Annotated in this window: 10 protein-coding genes and 1 pseudogene; 9 read left to right on the top strand and 2 right to left on the bottom strand. The window is 56.6% G+C overall.

Features of this window, described 5'->3' with window-relative positions; translation table 11 throughout:
- The first annotated feature begins 220 nt into the window (after positions 1–220).
- Entirely contained in the window at positions 221–862 is a 642-nt protein-coding gene (locus tag RQ935_RS02060) for a TetR/AcrR family transcriptional regulator (RefSeq protein WP_311496994.1), read from the top strand.
- Between the two features lie 153 nt (positions 863–1,015).
- Here the strand turns inward: RQ935_RS02060 and RQ935_RS02055 are convergent, their stop codons facing one another.
- Entirely contained in the window at positions 1,016–1,957 is a 942-nt protein-coding gene (locus RQ935_RS02055; RefSeq protein ID WP_311496993.1) for a tetratricopeptide repeat protein, read from the bottom strand.
- Positions 1,958–2,369: 412 nt separating this feature from the next.
- On the opposite strand from RQ935_RS02055, the gene RQ935_RS02050 reads away from it, so the two are divergent.
- From RQ935_RS02050 to RQ935_RS02015, 8 genes and pseudogenes are all read left to right on the top strand, one after another.
- Positions 2,370–3,152 carry a VIT family protein gene (locus RQ935_RS02050; protein ID WP_311496992.1) on the top strand — a complete coding sequence of 261 codons (783 nt, stop codon included), beginning with the start codon at positions 2,370–2,372 and terminating at the stop codon, positions 3,150–3,152.
- 327 nt (positions 3,153–3,479) lie between these two features.
- Positions 3,480–6,008: a maltotransferase domain-containing protein gene (locus RQ935_RS02045; RefSeq protein WP_311496991.1), complete on the top strand. Its 2,529-nt coding sequence runs from the start codon at positions 3,480–3,482 to the stop codon at positions 6,006–6,008.
- A gap of 39 nt (positions 6,009–6,047) precedes the next feature.
- Complete coding sequence (gene glgB / locus RQ935_RS02040; protein WP_311496990.1) at positions 6,048–8,270, top strand: 1,4-alpha-glucan branching protein GlgB; 2,223 nt, start codon at positions 6,048–6,050, stop codon at positions 8,268–8,270.
- Between the two features lie 338 nt (positions 8,271–8,608).
- Positions 8,609–10,021 carry an ATP-binding protein gene (locus RQ935_RS02035; protein WP_311496989.1) on the top strand — a complete coding sequence of 471 codons (1,413 nt, stop codon included), beginning with the start codon at positions 8,609–8,611 and terminating at the stop codon, positions 10,019–10,021.
- A 97-nt stretch (positions 10,022–10,118) separates the two neighbouring features.
- Positions 10,119–10,619, top strand: a pseudogene (locus RQ935_RS02030) (RloB family protein); the annotation flags it as partial.
- Positions 10,620–10,998: 379 nt separating this feature from the next.
- The gene (locus RQ935_RS02025) at positions 10,999–13,161 is read left to right on the top strand and encodes a cell wall-binding repeat-containing protein (protein WP_311496988.1); all 2,163 of its coding nucleotides are present in this window, start codon (positions 10,999–11,001) and stop codon (positions 13,159–13,161) included.
- Between the two features lie 332 nt (positions 13,162–13,493).
- Positions 13,494–14,681 (top strand): AAA family ATPase, encoded by a 1,188-nt coding sequence (locus tag RQ935_RS02020; RefSeq protein ID WP_311496987.1) that lies wholly within the window; start codon positions 13,494–13,496, stop codon positions 14,679–14,681.
- Between the two features lie 40 nt (positions 14,682–14,721).
- The gene (locus RQ935_RS02015) at positions 14,722–15,417 is read left to right on the top strand and encodes a DUF4276 family protein (protein ID WP_311496986.1); all 696 of its coding nucleotides are present in this window, start codon (positions 14,722–14,724) and stop codon (positions 15,415–15,417) included.
- 212 nt (positions 15,418–15,629) lie between these two features.
- On the opposite strand, the gene RQ935_RS02010 is transcribed toward RQ935_RS02015, so the two are convergent.
- Positions 15,630–16,202 (bottom strand): hypothetical protein, encoded by a 573-nt coding sequence (locus tag RQ935_RS02010; protein WP_311496985.1) that lies wholly within the window; start codon positions 16,200–16,202, stop codon positions 15,630–15,632.
- Positions 16,203–16,263: the final 61 nt, after the last annotated feature.

Here is a 16,263-nt window from a genome sequence, read left to right as displayed (position 1 = left end):
AACCCGAGGCTACTCGCCGGGTTGTGCCTAAAGGTGGAGAATAGCCGGGTAGCTGCCATTATTGGCAGCTACCCGGCTATTTTCCCCTTATAATCCACGCACACTTCGATACCGAGGGATTTTTGAGGAAAACTAGGCAAGCCGGCGCGGCAATGGAACGAACGGTCAAAAATTCGTAATACTGTCAGTTAGATGGATTGACTCGCGGAAAGGACCGGCGGTGGGGAAACCAAATCGCGTGGAGATAGTAGGGAAACTGGCGGCGCTTTTTCAAGCGCGGGGCTACACCGGCGCTGGCATGGCCGAGATTTCGGCGACGACCGGACTGGGGCGCGGCTCGCTGTATCACCTCTTTCCCGATGGTAAAGCTCAGATGATGCGCGAGGTTCTGGCAGCTGTGGAACACGACTTTCAAGCCGCCGTGGTCGCACCGCTGGAATCGGCGGACATCGCCGGGATGTTCGCCGGAATCCTGACGTTCTTTGACCACGGCGAGAAACAGAGCATCTGGGGCAAACTGGTTCATGACGCTGCGGCCCGCGACTTTGCCCCCGAGGTGCAGGAGCACTTCAACACGTGGCGCGCGGCGCTGACGAAAGCCCTGCTCGGCCTGGGAGTAGACCGCGGTTTGGCAGCTTCCCTATCCGAACGCACCCTGTCCGGGGTAGAGGGCACGCTCACCTTGGCGGCCGGTTTCGATGATGCGGGCGCGCTTTCTCGTGGCCTGCGCACTATGTCTGCAGAAGTCACGAATGCTATCTCTGCGGCGGGCCAATCAGCTGGAAAGCCGGCTCGCGCCAAGAAACCTGCGAGCCGAACCCCGCGAAAAACCGCGGCGAAAAAGGCCAGTAAAGAAAAGTAGCCAGCTTCGGAGCGACACCACGGAGTCGGTGTGCCACGGACTGGGTTGTAAATAAAAGGTGAGATATGCCCGATTGTTGCCATTATTGGCACCTGTCGGCTGAATCTCACCCTTTATTCCGACAACCACCGCGAAAAATCGCGGCGAAAAAGGCTAGTAAAGCAAAGTAGCCAGCTTCGAGCGCATCGCCGGAACCAGCGGGTCATCGCCCAGAATCGCGAAATACTCCACCAAACGCGCCCGGGCCGCGTCGCGGTCCTCGCCACTGGCTTCCGCCACGACCCCCAGCAGTCGAGACATCGCCCCGGCGGCATCTCCCGCGTTCATCTGGGCATCGGCGGCCTCGAGCTGCGCCGCTATCTCGCCGCTCGCGCCCTGTCCAGCCGGCTCACCAGTGGGCTCAGCCTCTGCCGAGCGGGCCTGCAACCGAATTTTCGCCAACAGCGGCTCCACTTTGCTGGATTCGCCGGGGTTGGCTTTGAGGTAGTTCTCCAAAGTCTCGATGGCCTGGTCATATTCGCCCTTGGCCTGAAGTTTCAGCGCGGTTTCAATCTCCTCGGCCACCGCGGGCGGCGCGTCCGGGGCAGTCGCACCGGCAGCCCCAGCCCCGTCAGCAGCTCCGGCCTCGCCAGCTCCATCAGTCTGCACGCGACCCGTCACGCCTTCCTTTTCAGCCAACTCGATAACCTTGCTGACGACCTCCTGCACTGTCGAAGCGGGCAGAGCGCCGTTGAACAAGGGCGCGCGTTGCCCATTCATCAGCAGGAATACGGCGGGAATGCTTTGCACTTGAAACGCTTGGCCGATGGCCGGGTTTTCGTCTATGTTGACCTTTGCCAAGGCCACGCGCCCGCCGGCCTTCTTAACAGCCTTTTCCAAGTTGGGACCGAGCTGGCGACACGGCCCGCACCAGGGCGCCCACATGTCCAAAATAAACGGAACAGTCCGGGAAAGCTCCAGGAGCTGGGCAAACGTGTCATCAGTGACATCTCGCACCACCGGCCCGGGAATCGTTTGCGAGGCTGCCGCCCCGCCCGCACCAACTTTGCCGCCTTGACCAGCGGGAATATCGTGCAGTTCTTCGGGAGCTTTCATGGTTATGCCTCATCTTTCCTAAATCCGGGCGCGGCGCCAACGCTGGCCGCCTGCTTGATATTTAACCCGTTAAGCCTGGACTGTATCAAATCCGATTGAAGATAATCGCCCAGCGCGTAAAAACTGCCCCCGATTCTGACTGCGACGTCTAGGGTTTGCGCGTCTGCGTTCCGGTGCCGCGATATTTGTCACAAGTGAGGTGCTTTGGTTGGGTTCGCTGCCGCGCCTGAGCGGTGTAGCCAGCCTCGCCCGCTCCGCCTGCCTCGCCTGCTCCGCGCGCGGTTCCCGCAACCCGCCCCGCCGTAGCCGCGCCTAACCAAGGCAAGCCTTAGATTCGTTGAAATATCGCCGAAAACCTCGTAGCTTGAGACAGTAAACACAGCACCGAGCGGGACAACGGAGGCGACACACCTTGAGCGAACAGTTGAGCGAACAGTTGGGTCAAAACCCGGACAAAAACCCGGACGAAAACCTGAGCGAAAACCCGAACGAACCCGACGAAAAACACGACAAGTCGGCGGTGACTTCCTCGCGCCTAAACTGGCTTCGAGCTGCCGTGTTAGGTGCCAATGACGGCATTGTTTCAACCGCGGGCGTGGTCGTGGGCGTGGCGGCGGCGAACTCGGAAAACACGACGGCCATCGCGACCGCCGGCATCGCGGCTGTGGTCGCGGGGGCGCTGTCGATGGCGGCGGGCGAATATGTCTCGGTGTCCACCCAGCGCGACACGGAAAAAGCGGTGGTGGCAAAGGAGCGTCGCCTGATTGCCGAGGACCCGGAAAAAGAATTTCAGGGCCTGGTGGAAAACTACATCGAAAAGGGCCTGACCCGCGAGACCGCGACCGTGGTCGCCCAGGAATACTCCGCCCACGATCCGGTCGAGGCCCACGTCCAGGCCCATTACGGCCTGAGTTCCGAGGAATTCACTTCGCCCTGGGCGGCGGCGGTTTCCTCGGCAGTTTCCTTCACGGTCGGCGCGCTGGTGCCGCTGCTGGCGATTCTGCTGTTCAGCGGCCCGTGGAAAATCCAAGCCACATTCGTCATGGTGATGGTCGCGTTAGCGCTGGTCGGCTGGCTTTCGGCGTGGCGCGGCGAGGCCCCGCGGCTCCGCGCGGTCATCCGGGTCATGGTCGGGGGCGCCCTGGCGATGATAATCACCGGCGGGGTCGGCCACTTCCTGGGGGTCGCTGTTTAGGGTCACAAGGGCGTTGCGCCGGGTTTTTGATTCGCTTACGAGGCCGGTGGGTCGGGTTTCCCCGGGTTCACAAGCGCGTTGCGTCAGGTTTCGGTTGGGTTCACAGGTTAGATGTTCCGATTTTCTGCGCCGGGTTTTTGGTTAGCTCACAAGTCCGGTGGGTCGGGGTTTCGCCGTATTCACAAGCGCGGTGCCGGGTTTTCCTGGTGTCTCGGTTCCTCTGGAGGCCGGTGCGCTGATTGAACCTCTGCGCCCGGCTTTACTAAGGCTGTAAATGCCCCGCACTCACGGATTATAAATTCTGTAGTTATGCTTTAAGATTTAGACGTGAGCGAAACGACGAACTCTACGGGCAATTCCGACGCCAAGAAACCCGGGCGTCATTCCACTGCTAACACTCGTCCGGCTACGAAGCCGGCGGCGAAGCCCCCGGCTGACAAGCCGAGTAAGCCGACCGCCGCCCGCAAGACCCGGACTTCTGGCACAAAATCGACGGCAAAGTCCTCGGTAAGCGCCGCGAAATCAACGAAGAAACCGGCTCCCACGGCGGCAGCGAAAACCCCGGAAACTCCGGCAACCCCAGCCGCAGAAACCCCGGCAACCCCAACTGTCGCGAAATCCGCTGCCGCAAAATCCGCGGCCACACCCCCAACCCCGCCAACCCTCCCGAACCTCTACCACCTGCCTGCTGACGTGGAACTGAACCGCATCAGCGTCACCGAGCTGCGCCCCACCGTAGAGGACGGCCTGTTTCCGGCAAAAGCCGCGGTCGGCGAGCTATTCCCAGTCCACGCCACCGTGTTTGTCGACGGGCATTCCCTTTTTGGCGCTGACGCGGTGCTGCTGCGCCCCGCCGACCCGAAACGCCGTGGCGAAAAGGGCTATGACCTCTACGCTCCGGCGGGCAGCCCCGAGGGCGCTCCTGACCCGAGCGACCCCACGGCTTGGGAAGTCGTGGACCGCGCCCGGATGTATGAAATCGGCACTGGTGAAAACCAGTTTGAAGCCTGGCTCCAGCCCAACACCCTGGGACGTTACGCCTTTGCGGTCGAGTCGTGGATTGACCCTTATGGGACGTGGGTGCATGACGCCAACGTGAAAATCCCGGCGGGCATCGACGTGGAGCTGACCCTCGAAGAGGGCGCCCGCCTGCTGGAACGTGCGATTGCGGGCGATGCGAAACTGGCCTACGGTTCGGCTCGGGACACGGCCACTCCCGCCGTTCCGCTGCCCGCGGCTGACGCGGCCGTGTTGCAGGGCGCGATTGCGGGCTTACGCGAGAAAAAGCGCCGTCCCCAGGTGCGTTTGTCGGCCGCCACGAATGAGCTGGTCGCGAACATTTTGGCGGAAAATCCGCTGCGGGATTTGGTCACGCGTACCCGGCTGTGCCCGCTGCGGGTGGACCGGGCGCGTTCGGTGGCAGGAGCGTGGTACGAAATCTTCCCGCGTTCCATCGGGTCCTATTACGGGTCGGACGGCCAGATTGTGCCGGGGACTTTGCGCACGGCCGCGGAGATTTTGCCCGAGGTCGCCGCTGACGGTTTCGATGTCATCTACCTCACTCCCGTCCACCCGATTGGGCATGCTTTCCGCAAAGGGCGCAACAACGCGATTGTGGCCGGGCCAAACGATCCGGGCTCGCCTTGGGCGATTGGTAACGAGGACGGCGGGCATGACGCGGTCGACCCGGCTTTGGGCGGGATTGAGGCGTTTGACGAGTTCGCGGCGGCGGCAAAACGCAACCACCTTGAGATTGCCTTGGACTTTGCCCTGCAGTGTTCCCCGGACCACCCGTGGGTAAAGGCACACCCCGAGTGGTTTTCCGCCCGGGCTGACGGCTCGATTGCCTACGCCGAGAACCCCCCAAAGAAATACCAAGACATTTATCCCCTGAACTTTGACCACGACCCGGACGGGCTCTATGCCGAAATCCGGCGGGTGATCGAGTTTTGGATTGACCACGGGGTCACGATTTTCCGCATGGATAACCCGCACACGAAACCGGTGCGATTCTGGCAGCGCTTGGCGGCTGACCTGCACCAAACCCACCCTGAAGTGGTCATGCTCTCCGAGGCGTTCACCGCTCCGGCGATGATGCGCGGGCTGGCAAAAGCGGGGTTCCACTTGTCTTACACGTACTTTACGTGGCGCAACTCCAAGACCGAGCTGACCGAGTACTTTGAGGAACTCGCTTATGAAACGGCTCACGTGTTGCGCCCGGCGCTGTTCCCCATGACCCCAGACATTTTGACCGACTACATGACGGCCGGGGTAGGGGCGTTCAAAGCCCGCGCCCTGCTGGCGGCGACGGCCGCTCCGACCTGGGGAATCCTCGGGGGTAGCTACGAATTTTGCGAACACATCCAGCGTCCCGGGGTCGAGGAAGTCAACGACAACCCGAAATATGAGGTGAAAGTCTATGACTGGGCGGCGCGCGACAAGTACGGCATCGCCTCCCTGCTGCGCACCTTGAACGCGGCTCGATCCGCGCACCCGGCGCTGCTGCAGCTGCGCAACATCAAGTTCCACGCTGTCGAAAACGATGCCATCATCGCTTATTCCAAGCATATTGACGCCGCGCATTCCCCGACCGGCCGGGCGGACACGGTGCTGGTCATCGTGAACCTCGATCCGCACAACACCCAAACCGGCTGGGTGCACCTGGATTTGCCGTCTCTAGGGTTGTGCCCGGAGGAGTTCCCGGAGCTGGCCGAGCCCGGTGCAGGGCAGCGCCTCTTTGTGGTGCGCGATGAGCTGACCGGTGATGAATATACCTGGGGACGGGATAATTTTGTCCAGCTCAATCCTTATACCGCGCCCGGCCATATTCTCAGCTTCAGCCCCATTCCCGACTGAACCCAAACATCGCCTAGCAAAATATGAAAGAATTACCCCATGGCTAAAATCACCGTTTCCCCGGAACTTTTGAACCAGGTCGCCTACGCGAATTACTACGCCCCGCACTCGGTGCTGGGACCGCACTCGGACGGTGAGGACGTCACCATCCGCACCGTGCGTCACATGGCGCAAAGCGTCACCATCGTCACCGAGCACGGCGAATTCCCTGCTGAACACGAACAGGACGGGGTGTGGGTCGCCGTCATCCCGCACGCCGAAGTCGAGGACTACCGCGTGAAAGTGACCTACGGCGACCAGGAAGTCTTGGGGGACGACCCCTACCGCTTCCTGCCGACCTTGGGCGAAATGGACACTTACCTCATTTCAGAAGGCCGTCACGAGCGCTTGTGGGACGTTTTGGGTGCACATATTAAGGAGTACGAGGGTCCGCTTGGGGTTGTGAAGGGCGTGGCTTTCGCGGTGTGGGCGCCGAACGCACAAGCGGTGAAGGTCGTGGGGGACTTCAACTTTTGGGACGGGTCGGGGTGCGCGATGCGCAGCCTCGGCGCGTCGGGCGTATGGGAGCTGTTCATCCCCGGTGTCGAGATAGGCGCACGCTACAAATACGACATCAAAGGCCCGGACGGAAACTGGCGGCAAAAGGCCGACCCGATGGCCCGCGCTACTGAAATCCCGCCCGCCACAGCCTCGGTCGTCACCGACAAATTCCACACCTGGAACGACGACGAATGGATGGAACAGCGCGCCGCGAACGTCGAGGAACACCCGATTCACGCCCAGCCGATGAGCATCTACGAATGCCATGTCGGCTCGTGGAAAGAAGGCTACGGCTACCGTGACCTGGCCGAACACCTGGTGCCTTACGTAAAGGAAATGGGCTTCACCCACGTGGAGTTCATGCCGGTGGCGGAACACCCGTTTGGTCCGTCCTGGGGGTATCAGTGCACGTCATACTTCGCTCCGACCGCGCGCTACGGCACTCCTGACGACTTCCGCTACCTGGTGGATGTGTTGCACCAAAACGGGATTGGCGTCATTTTGGACTGGGTTCCGGCGCACTTCCCGAAGGACGACTGGGCGCTGGCCGGGTTCGATGGCACGGCTCTGTACGAGGACCCCGATCCGCAGCGCGGCGAGCACCCCGACTGGGGGACGCTGGTGTTCAACTACGGCCGGCGCGAAGTGAAGAACTTCCTGGTAGCCAATGCCCTGTACTGGATGGAGGACTTCCACATCGACGGCCTGCGGGTGGACGCGGTGGCGTCGATGCTTTACTTGGATTATTCCCGCAAAGAGGGCCAGTGGCACCCGAACCAGTACGGCGGGCGGGAAAACCTCGAGGCCATCGCCCTGCTGCAAGAAGTCACCGCGACCTGCTATCGGGTTTGCCCCGGCACGGTCATGATTGCCGAGGAATCGACCGCGTGGCCCGGCGTCACCCAGCCGACTTCCGAAGGCGGCCTGGGCTTTGGTTTCAAGTGGAACATGGGTTGGATGAACGACACCCTGCGCTACTTGGCGGAGGACCCGGTCAACCGCAAGTGGCACCACAACGAGCTGACGTTTAGCCTGGTCTACGCCTTTTCAGAGAACTTTGTCCTGCCGCTGTCCCACGATGAGGTCGTGCACGGCAAAGGTTCGTTGCTGTCCAAGATGCCCGGCGATTACTGGCGCCAGCTGGCCGGATTGCGCCTGCTGTTCGCCTACCAGTGGACGCATCCCGGCAAGCAGCTCATCTTCATGGGCTCTGAGTTTGGCCAGGGCGCGGAATGGAATTCGGGGGCGTCCCTGGATTGGTGGCACCTGGACATTCCCGAGCATCAGGGGATTCGCCAGCTGGTCACCGATTTGAACCACCTGTATGCGTCCAACCCCGCGCTGTGGTGTGATGACTATCGCGGGTTCGAGTGGATTGAGCCCAGTGATGCCGACCACAACTTGATCACCTATCTGCGCCGCTCCGTGGCAGAATCGGATCCCTCGGGGATTGATTCGGGTCATCTGTTGGCGGTGGTGGCGAACTTTAGCGGCAACCCCCACGATCCGTTCCGGGTCGGCCTGCCGTTTGCCGGCAAGTGGGACGAGATACTAAACACGGACGCCGAAGTTTACGGCGGTTCCGGCGTGGGTAACCTCGGCCAGGTCACGGCCGAGGAGATTCCCTGGAACAACCGGCCCTGCTCGGTGTCTTTGCGGATTCCCCCGCTCGGCGTCGTGATTCTGCGCCCCGCCGAGGATAACCCGTACCGCCCGCGCTAGGGGGTTCGCGGCGTCCATCGTGGGAGCCGAATGATTGGAATTCCGCTCGCCCGCGGTAGGTTTTCGTTTCACAAGGGCGTTGCGGCCCGCGCCGCTGTAGCGTGCGCGTGCGTCTGGGGTCTACCAGCGCGTTTGGGAAAACGTGTAAAGAATTTCCGAATTTCTTTACACGTTTTCTCGACGTGTAAAAAAGCTTTACACGTGAGGAATCCCCTGCGACAGGGAACTGGGCGCCTGTGTCGGTTGAGAGCTGCTGTACATGCCGGTCGTTCCTCGAATTGAAAACGCAATTTCTGAAAAAAATTTTCATAAAATGCCATTTGGGATATAGTAGTTATATGAAAATTATCAAAATTGAGGTTTCCAATCACCGCAATTTCCGCGATGGATTCGTTCTGGATTTGAGCCGTCCGTCCTTTACTAAGAAGCGGCCAGTTGCTGGCCAGGGGTGGGGCGATTGCGTATTTCCGGTGGCTGCAATCTATGGCGCAAATGCTTCGGGCAAAACCTCGGTTTTGCGTGCTGTTTCATATATTTTAGCGGCTATTACGCAGTCTTCGGGAAGCTGGCTTGATGGCTCTGATATGGTCAGAGACCCATTCCGCTTGGGAAAAACAAGCGTCACAGATGAAAGCCGCTATGCAATTGACTTCGTGCTAGAGCCTAAAGTCAATGCAGATGACTCCCAGGGAAGTGGAGTTCGCTATCACTTTGAGTTCACGGTTGACGGGAATGGCATCAAGCATGAGCTGATGCAATTCTATGCTTCGCAGCGTCCGACTACGCTGTGGGAACGAGAAGCCGCCAATCCGAAACCTAAAATTGTTTGGGGTAATGCGAAAATTCCGACTGAGAGCATGGGAGACAATTTTAAATTTGACGTTGCGCCACGCGAGTTAGTGTTGTCCCGAGGTCTAAAGTTAGGCAGTCCCCTGCAGTCCACTCTAGCGAATGCGTTGCTGCATGGGCTGCGAGTCTTGAACGACACGAATCATGAAATCGACCTCAGACTCAGTATTCTAATGGAGCAACTTGCTGCGGGACTGATGTCTATGGAGGATTTTTCTGATTTAGCTCGCGCGGCCGACACGGGCATAGAGGATGTGCTTCTGGATCAGGAGGAAGCAGAGATTAATCCTGAAATATCGCAACTTTTGGAGCGGCTCGTTGTTCTGGCTTCTGGAAGTGCAAATCCCTCCCAGGAAAGCGAATCAGCTCCGCCTGATGCTATTGACCAGCAGAATCAGGGCAAAGCCATGCGGCGTGCGCTACGTTTTCGGCATCGTTCGGCTGATGATTCTAACCCGGTGGTCTTTAGTTTGGGCGATGAATCTGCGGGAACAATCGTGTGGCTTTCGTTAATAGTTCCGGTGGTTACCACTCTCAAAAGTGGCGGTGTTCTGTTTGCCGATGAGCTTGACGCAGACCTCCACCCCAGCTTGACAAAGCTTGTGGTAGAGCTGTTCCTGAACCCCGAATCCAATCCTCACGGCGCCCAGCTAATCTTTACTTCCCACGACGTTTCTCTGTTGCTTCCCCAATCAGAGGTGGACTTGAATCGGCACCAAATCTGGATAACAGAGAAAGGCAATGATGGATCCAGCGAGTTATTTTCGCTTGGCGACTTTACCGACATCAAATCAAAGACCAACGTTGCCAAGCAATATTTGGAGGGCAGGTACGGAGGAGTGCCGATTTTGGCTCCATCTCTCATTTCCAGATTGGTTTTGGATGATTCGGACGGAGCGTGACCGTGTCAAGGCGAGACAAGTCCGTTAAGCTGCGTCGGACCAGGCAAAAGATCTTGGTAATCGTGGAAGGTTCCGCCCATAAGTCGAACAGACTTATTTCCAACTCCTGGCGAGGGAACTGCGCTCCGAGAAGGCCGCTGTAGATGTGAAGGTGATTCCTGGAGAAGGCGAGCCTTCGAAGCTGCTTTCAAAGTGTCTGGCTGAAAAGGAGAGGCACAGTGGTCTATACGACCATTATTGTTTGGTGGTGGATGTGGACCAACACGCCAAGCTTCAAGGAGTGTTGCGCGAGGCAGCAGAAAATCAGATTAGGGTCGTCGTGACTAATCCTCAGTTTGAGCTGTGGTTATTACTGCACGTTTCAGACTGCCGGAGGGAAATTTCTGGCTCTCGTCTAGACGACGAGGTCAGTAAGTTAAATTTGACGACGGGCAGAAATGGCAAAGAGCTCTCTCGCAATTTTCCCATGAGTAACTATCGCGATGCCTGTAAACGTGCGAGGGCTCTCTGGCCTGAAATGGCACCGGGTCGGATTGGCCCCAATCCTTCCTCGGCCATACCGTGGCTGATTGATGCTTTGGAGAATGGAATTTTCTAAGCGGTCGGTACTCGGACCCGATACGGCACTGCTGTGTTCGTGTCTGCTAGCCCTCCTAAACCCACAAGTGTGACCTAAATCACACTCGATTTTCGAGGTTTCGTGTAAGATTGCTCCAAGCCTTTACATATACAGGGTGTTAGCAAGGTTTCTGCCTACCTTTAGGCTGATAGCCGCAGGGCTTGGCGGATTCCTTGGTTCCGGGGTTTCCCGGAAGCGTGAGGCTCGAAAGTGGCGTAAAAACGCGACTCAAGGCCTCTCGCATTATTGACAGAACACTTGGGTGGTGTAGACTTTTCCCGGGTGCTTCCGTCCTGGATCACCTGGGTGGTTTAAAAAATTCCACCCTTTATTACCCAGAAGAAGGGTTTTTTTGAAGATGAATTTGAAGAAGAAGTTTGTGGTTGGCGCTGCTTCGGTGGCGTTGATTGCTTCGATGGGTGGCGTGGCTGCTCCGGCTGCTGTGGCTGCTGACATGTCTTTGCCCGGCTCTATCATGAAGTTGGAGCGTCTCGGTGGTTTGGATCGTGTTCAGACTTCACTGCAGGTGGCTGAGGCTCAGTTTGCTGGTAAGGCTGCGGAGCGTTTGTACATTGTGTCCGCAGCTGATGCGAACATGGTTGACGCAGCTACGGCTGGTATGTTGACTGATGGCCCGATTGCTTTCGTGTACAACAACTCTTACGTGGCTTCCGCTGTCGGCAAGTTCTTTACTGATGCTAAGTTCGCGGGCATTAAAGAGGTTGTGGCTATTGGTGGCGACGGCGTCATTAGCGATAACACCTTGAACGCGGTCAAGGATGCGATGAAGGTTAAGAAGACTTCTCGTTTGGCTGGTAAGGATCGTTACGCGACTTCCGTGGCTATCGCGGACTACATTTACTCTGAGTCCTTGAAGGGCAACACGTCTTTTGCTGGCCGGGTTTGGGACAAGGGTAGCTATTTGACGAATGCTTACCTGGCTAACGGCGCTAACGAGCACGTGGTTGACTCGATGGTGGCTGGTACTCTGGATGATGGCGCTATCTTGCTGGTTCAGCCTGATGGTAAGATTCCTGAGGTTGTGGCGGAGTTCATTAAGAAGGCTTTGCCGACTCAGTTCTCTGCTCTGGGTGGTACCGGCGCGGTTGCGGACGCTACCGTGAATGATGCTTGGGTTATCAAGGCTTTGGGTAACAAGTGGGAGACCTCTTACAGCATTCCTAACTTGCGTGACAAGATTGACGAGCTGGATTTCCTCATCGATGGTATGAAGGACAAGACCGGAACTGACATGTCTGATAAGGCCAATTTTGGCGGTTTGAAGCATGTGGTTGAGGCTGCTTCGGCTAACTACGATTCTTGGGCTAACGCAGTTTCTAATGAGAAACAGCAGATTTCTAACTGGTTTGTGACCAACCCGGGTAAAACCCCTGCGCAGGCTTACGCCGGAATCCAGACTAACCTGGAGAGCTTGTACGGTACCGGTGTCGTTACAGATGACCCGAAGTTCTATAACCTAGATGCTAATAAGAATGCTAAGAGCGTGAACTACGAGGCTATCGAGGCGACCCAGACTTACAAGGATGCTGTCAAGAAGGCTACCGATGAGCTGGACAAGGTGTGGAATGATTCGAAGCATCAGGGCACTATCGCTTTTCCGATTGCGGTAGCTTCCCAAAAGCACAAGACGGCTGCCTCGGGTGTGACCAATCAGTTTGCTCAGATTGCGGAAGTGGCCAAGTACACTTTGGACAATGACAAGAAGTGGTTGGAGACTTCTGAAAAGCAGCGTGCGTCGCTGAAGGCTCAGTGGCGTTTGGAGTTTGACAAGATTGCTCCGAAGACCGTGCAGCGTTTCGGTGGTGCGGATCGTTTCGAGACTGCTCAGCTCATTGCTAACTGGTTCGCCAAGCATAACAATGTGACCGCTGCTTACGTGGCTAACGGCACTCGCCTAGCTGACTCCCTGACCGCAGGCCAATTGAAGGGCGGCCCGATTCTATTGGTGCGTAACGACACCAAGATTCCTGAGTTCACCGCTAACGTGGCTACCCACCTGTTGTGCTGGAACGGTAACAAGATCTCGGTCTACGGTGTAGGCGGTACTGGCGTACTGTCCGACGAGGTTCTGTCCACCGTTACCGACCTCATCGGCACCAAGTCCGTATGCAAGGTAAAGGACACCACCCCGGCTACTCCGGCTGCTACTGCTTCTGCTAAGCCGACCTTGGGTGCAGTAACTGGCAGCCCAATCAATGCTGCTGATGGTACGGCTTCGGTTCCTGTGACTGGTGCTAAGGCTGCGCCTGCCGTGTACACCTGCGCTATCGATAAAACCGAGCTTGCTGCTACTAATCCTGGTACTGGCAAGGTTAAATTCACTGTTGATTGGGATGACGTCGCAAAGGCTTGCAAGGTTACCGCTACCGACGAAAATCACCATGGTGCAGTTACTGGCACTATTAAAGTGACGGTCAAGGTTGACGAGGACGGCACCGGGGCAGCGAAGACGGTTTCCGCTGGTGCGGATGCAGACGTTACTGTAAACATCGCCCAGTGAGTCCTTTGATTCTAGTGAAACCTCAATGGTTTCGATGATAACTTCATAAAAGTCTGGCCCCGGTAGTTACCTCCCGGGGCCAGCTGCTTACAGTGCTGTGGCTCTGGGATGTCCCAGAGCCACAGCACTGTAAACGTTGACTCGTTTCAAGCCCTACAGAACGGTCTTGTCTTACCTTTGATGCAACGTTTACACAGTGACATCAAGTTCACAGCAAATTCACGCGGTGAGAGATATCCGCGCAGGCGATTTGGTTAACGATGACGGGCTTACGCGTATTACCTCGGTCCGGTGAGCGTACTTACCTCAGCGAGGCAGCTAGAATGTTTGGTATGGCGATTCGTTCCTTTAGAATCAGAAATCTGCTTTCTATTCGAGACGCAACACTTGAACTAGTCACGCCGGTAACACTGTTGATTGGCCCGAATGGTGCAGGGAAAACTAACCTGCTCAGGGGCATAGAGCTACTGTCTCGACTGGTTGACGACACGTTTCAAGAAGCAATAACGCGTAGCGGTGGGTTTAGCGAACACTTCTTTCAGGGCAACCCGGTGGCCGATTTTGACCAACCGGAACGAGGTTCAGGCTTTAATCCGCGATGTTTTGCAATCAACGTAGATTACTGGATAAATACAACACTCAAAAGTGGATATGATGTCCAGTTCAGCCGTGGTACTGGAGATACTTCCCTTGTGAGAGAACGTCTCTTCTTCCATGACACGGCAAATTACAATGACCCTTACTATGACGATTTCCACGGCAACAATGGCTGGAAACCGTTGGCTCGTCGTTCCGTGCTTTCTCATGAAGATGAACGCCACTCGAGTTCTGGGGTACAGGAAAGGATTCGAGACATCCTCACGGGTTGCAGGGTTTTCCATTTTGATGACTCTTCGTCCCGCTCGCCTGTGTTACAGACTTGCGATGTCGCCGATAATTTCCGACTTCACAGTGATGGGCGGAATCTCGCGGCGGTGTTGTGGCGGATGAGAGAAAGTGACGCTGAGAGATACGCGGGAATCGTACGTTCGGTACGCGTGGTGGCACCTTTTCTGGAGGACTTCGTGGTCGACCCGGTTTATGAGGGCTCGCACAGTACTGTGTTGCGCTGGAGACAGAAAGGACTGGATAGCACTTTCTCTGGGGAGAGGTTAAGTTCCGGCACGCTGCGGTTTATTTGTCTGACCGTCTTGTTGCAGCAAACCAACCCGCCTGAGACGATAGTTTTGGATGAGCCTGAACTTGGTCTGCATCCTTTCGCTATCTATCAGTTGGCTGAAATGCTTCACGAGGTTGCCAGCGCGGAGAGGAAAATCATTGTCACCACGCAATCAGTCACTTTGGCAAACCAGTTCTCGTTGCAAGAGCTGGCTCTGGTGACTCGCGAGAACGGAGCTACAACCGTGAATCGCCCCGAGCCAGAGGCTTACACCCAATGGCTGGATGATTATTCGGTTGGGCAAATGTGGGAAAACAATGTATTAAACGTTTCACCAAAACGCGAGGTAACGAACTCGTGAATGGCAATAGGGTGATCTCAAGGTGCGTGGAGGTGCAGCAATGGTAGAGATTGCGATTGTTGCGGAGGGACCATCGGAGCAACAGTTCATTGTGAACTATTTAGACCCTTATCTTTGTCAGGCTAGCGGCGGGAAGTTATATACCAAAGCGATTGTGGTAAAAACTGGGGTCGGTGCGAATGGGAAAGCATGTTCTGGTGGTGGCGGCTGGTATTCCAGGGCGACGCCATGTTATGACTCGTTGATTCGTTCGTTGCTTGCAGAGCCGCAATTGCAGGGTGTATCGACGATGATCGACTACTACGGTTTTCCGCGGGATTTTATTAAGGAAGCCGGTTTGTCCGCTCCGAAGTGTGAGGAGCTTGAGGAAAAACTGCTCGAGTGCTACACGAAACGGGAACAACCAGGAAAATTCTTACCTTTCGTAGTGAAGCATGAATTTGAAACGCTGGTTATAGCCGCAGCTTTGCACGGAAGTTCAACGGTGTTCAGCGCTGCAGAGATTCGCCAGATGGCTGGGTGGAGAGACTCGTCCGGCGGGGTAGAAGAAATCAACGATTCGCCCCAAACTTCCCCGTCTAAACGAATTATTCAACTAAAGGAACGTAGCAAAGTTCGCTACCGTAAAGTCCCCGATTCAACAGACGTATTCGACCATACCCCCTTTGAGGCGGTGCTCAAGGAGTGTCCACGCTTTGCTGATTGGGTTGCCAAACTGCTGTCCTTTGCTGCCTAACACAATTGCAGTGTTCCAAGTCTTGCCCCAATCGGGCTGACAGGGGCATTGAGATCGCGCCAAAGAAATTCGGTCGGGTTGAAAATGATTGGGCGGTTCGTCTACTTGAGGATTATGCTAGCTTGTCATTGTCCCTCAGCTGCCGGGGCGTGAAAACTAACTCGCCCATCATGGTTATCCGTCAGGGTTGACTTACTTCCTTCCTACAAACCCTATACAGGCGTAGTACAGATGATTTGGTCTAACCAGCATCCGTACGCAATCAAGTTGCTTGTAGGGAGTTGCGATACCGGCATAGTCAAGGCTACCTGCGCTTTCCGTGACTGTGCCTGACTCTGTAACGCAGCCATCATCAGAGCTGATTCTAAGGTCCAGTTTTGTGTTGGTAGAGCCATGCTCTGGCCTTGAACCAACATATCCGTCCAGGCTGCCAAGGCCTTGTAGCCTGGTTTGAGCTGGTTAAGGCTTTCTGTACCGTAGTGCTGCAATTCATCACCTATATCGGTCATCGTGCTAGGCGCGGTTCGTTCAACGTCCGCCAATCCTCGCAGTGGTGTGTCAATTAGACTCTGAATGACCCGCCCCATCAGCCATAACTTCAACTGGTCGGTCGCGCCTAACGGCGTTTCCGCAGCGGCTACTATACTTAGACCGCCTCGTCCGCTACAGGTTTCTACCGTGTCAATAGGAAAGCGTAACAGCAGGGTATCCCCACTGTTGCTGGCACATTTGTCGGCGCAGGCAAAAATCTGGGCGGCAGGGCTTTCCGCTAGAAGGGACGCCATCTCCGATGTGCGTGGATCCGGTCTGTATTCGTCTGCAGACCAGACTACAGGTCCGAACTGA

It is taken from the genome of uncultured Mobiluncus sp. (assembly GCF_963511525.1).
Taxonomy (GTDB): domain Bacteria; phylum Actinomycetota; class Actinomycetes; order Actinomycetales; family Actinomycetaceae; genus Mobiluncus.
The sequence above is the reverse complement of the archived record's forward strand: the minus strand, read 5'-3'. Positions and strand labels throughout refer to the sequence as shown.

Excerpts from the sequence above, each read along its gene's own strand:
- RQ935_RS02020 (WP_311496987.1), top strand. The coding sequence starts at position 13,494 with ATGGCGATTCGTTCCTTTAGAATCAGAAATCTGCTTTCTATTCGAGAC.
- RQ935_RS02055 (WP_311496993.1), bottom strand. The coding sequence starts at position 1,957 with ATGAAAGCTCCCGAAGAACTGCACGATATTCCCGCTGGTCAAGGCGGC.
- RQ935_RS02025 (WP_311496988.1), top strand. The coding sequence starts at position 10,999 with ATGAATTTGAAGAAGAAGTTTGTGGTTGGCGCTGCTTCGGTGGCGTTG.
- glgB (WP_311496990.1), top strand. The coding sequence starts at position 6,048 with ATGGCTAAAATCACCGTTTCCCCGGAACTTTTGAACCAGGTCGCCTAC.
- RQ935_RS02015 (WP_311496986.1), top strand. The coding sequence starts at position 14,722 with ATGGTAGAGATTGCGATTGTTGCGGAGGGACCATCGGAGCAACAGTTC.
- RQ935_RS02035 (WP_311496989.1), top strand. The coding sequence starts at position 8,609 with ATGAAAATTATCAAAATTGAGGTTTCCAATCACCGCAATTTCCGCGAT.
- RQ935_RS02010 (WP_311496985.1), bottom strand. The coding sequence starts at position 16,202 with ATGGCGTCCCTTCTAGCGGAAAGCCCTGCCGCCCAGATTTTTGCCTGC.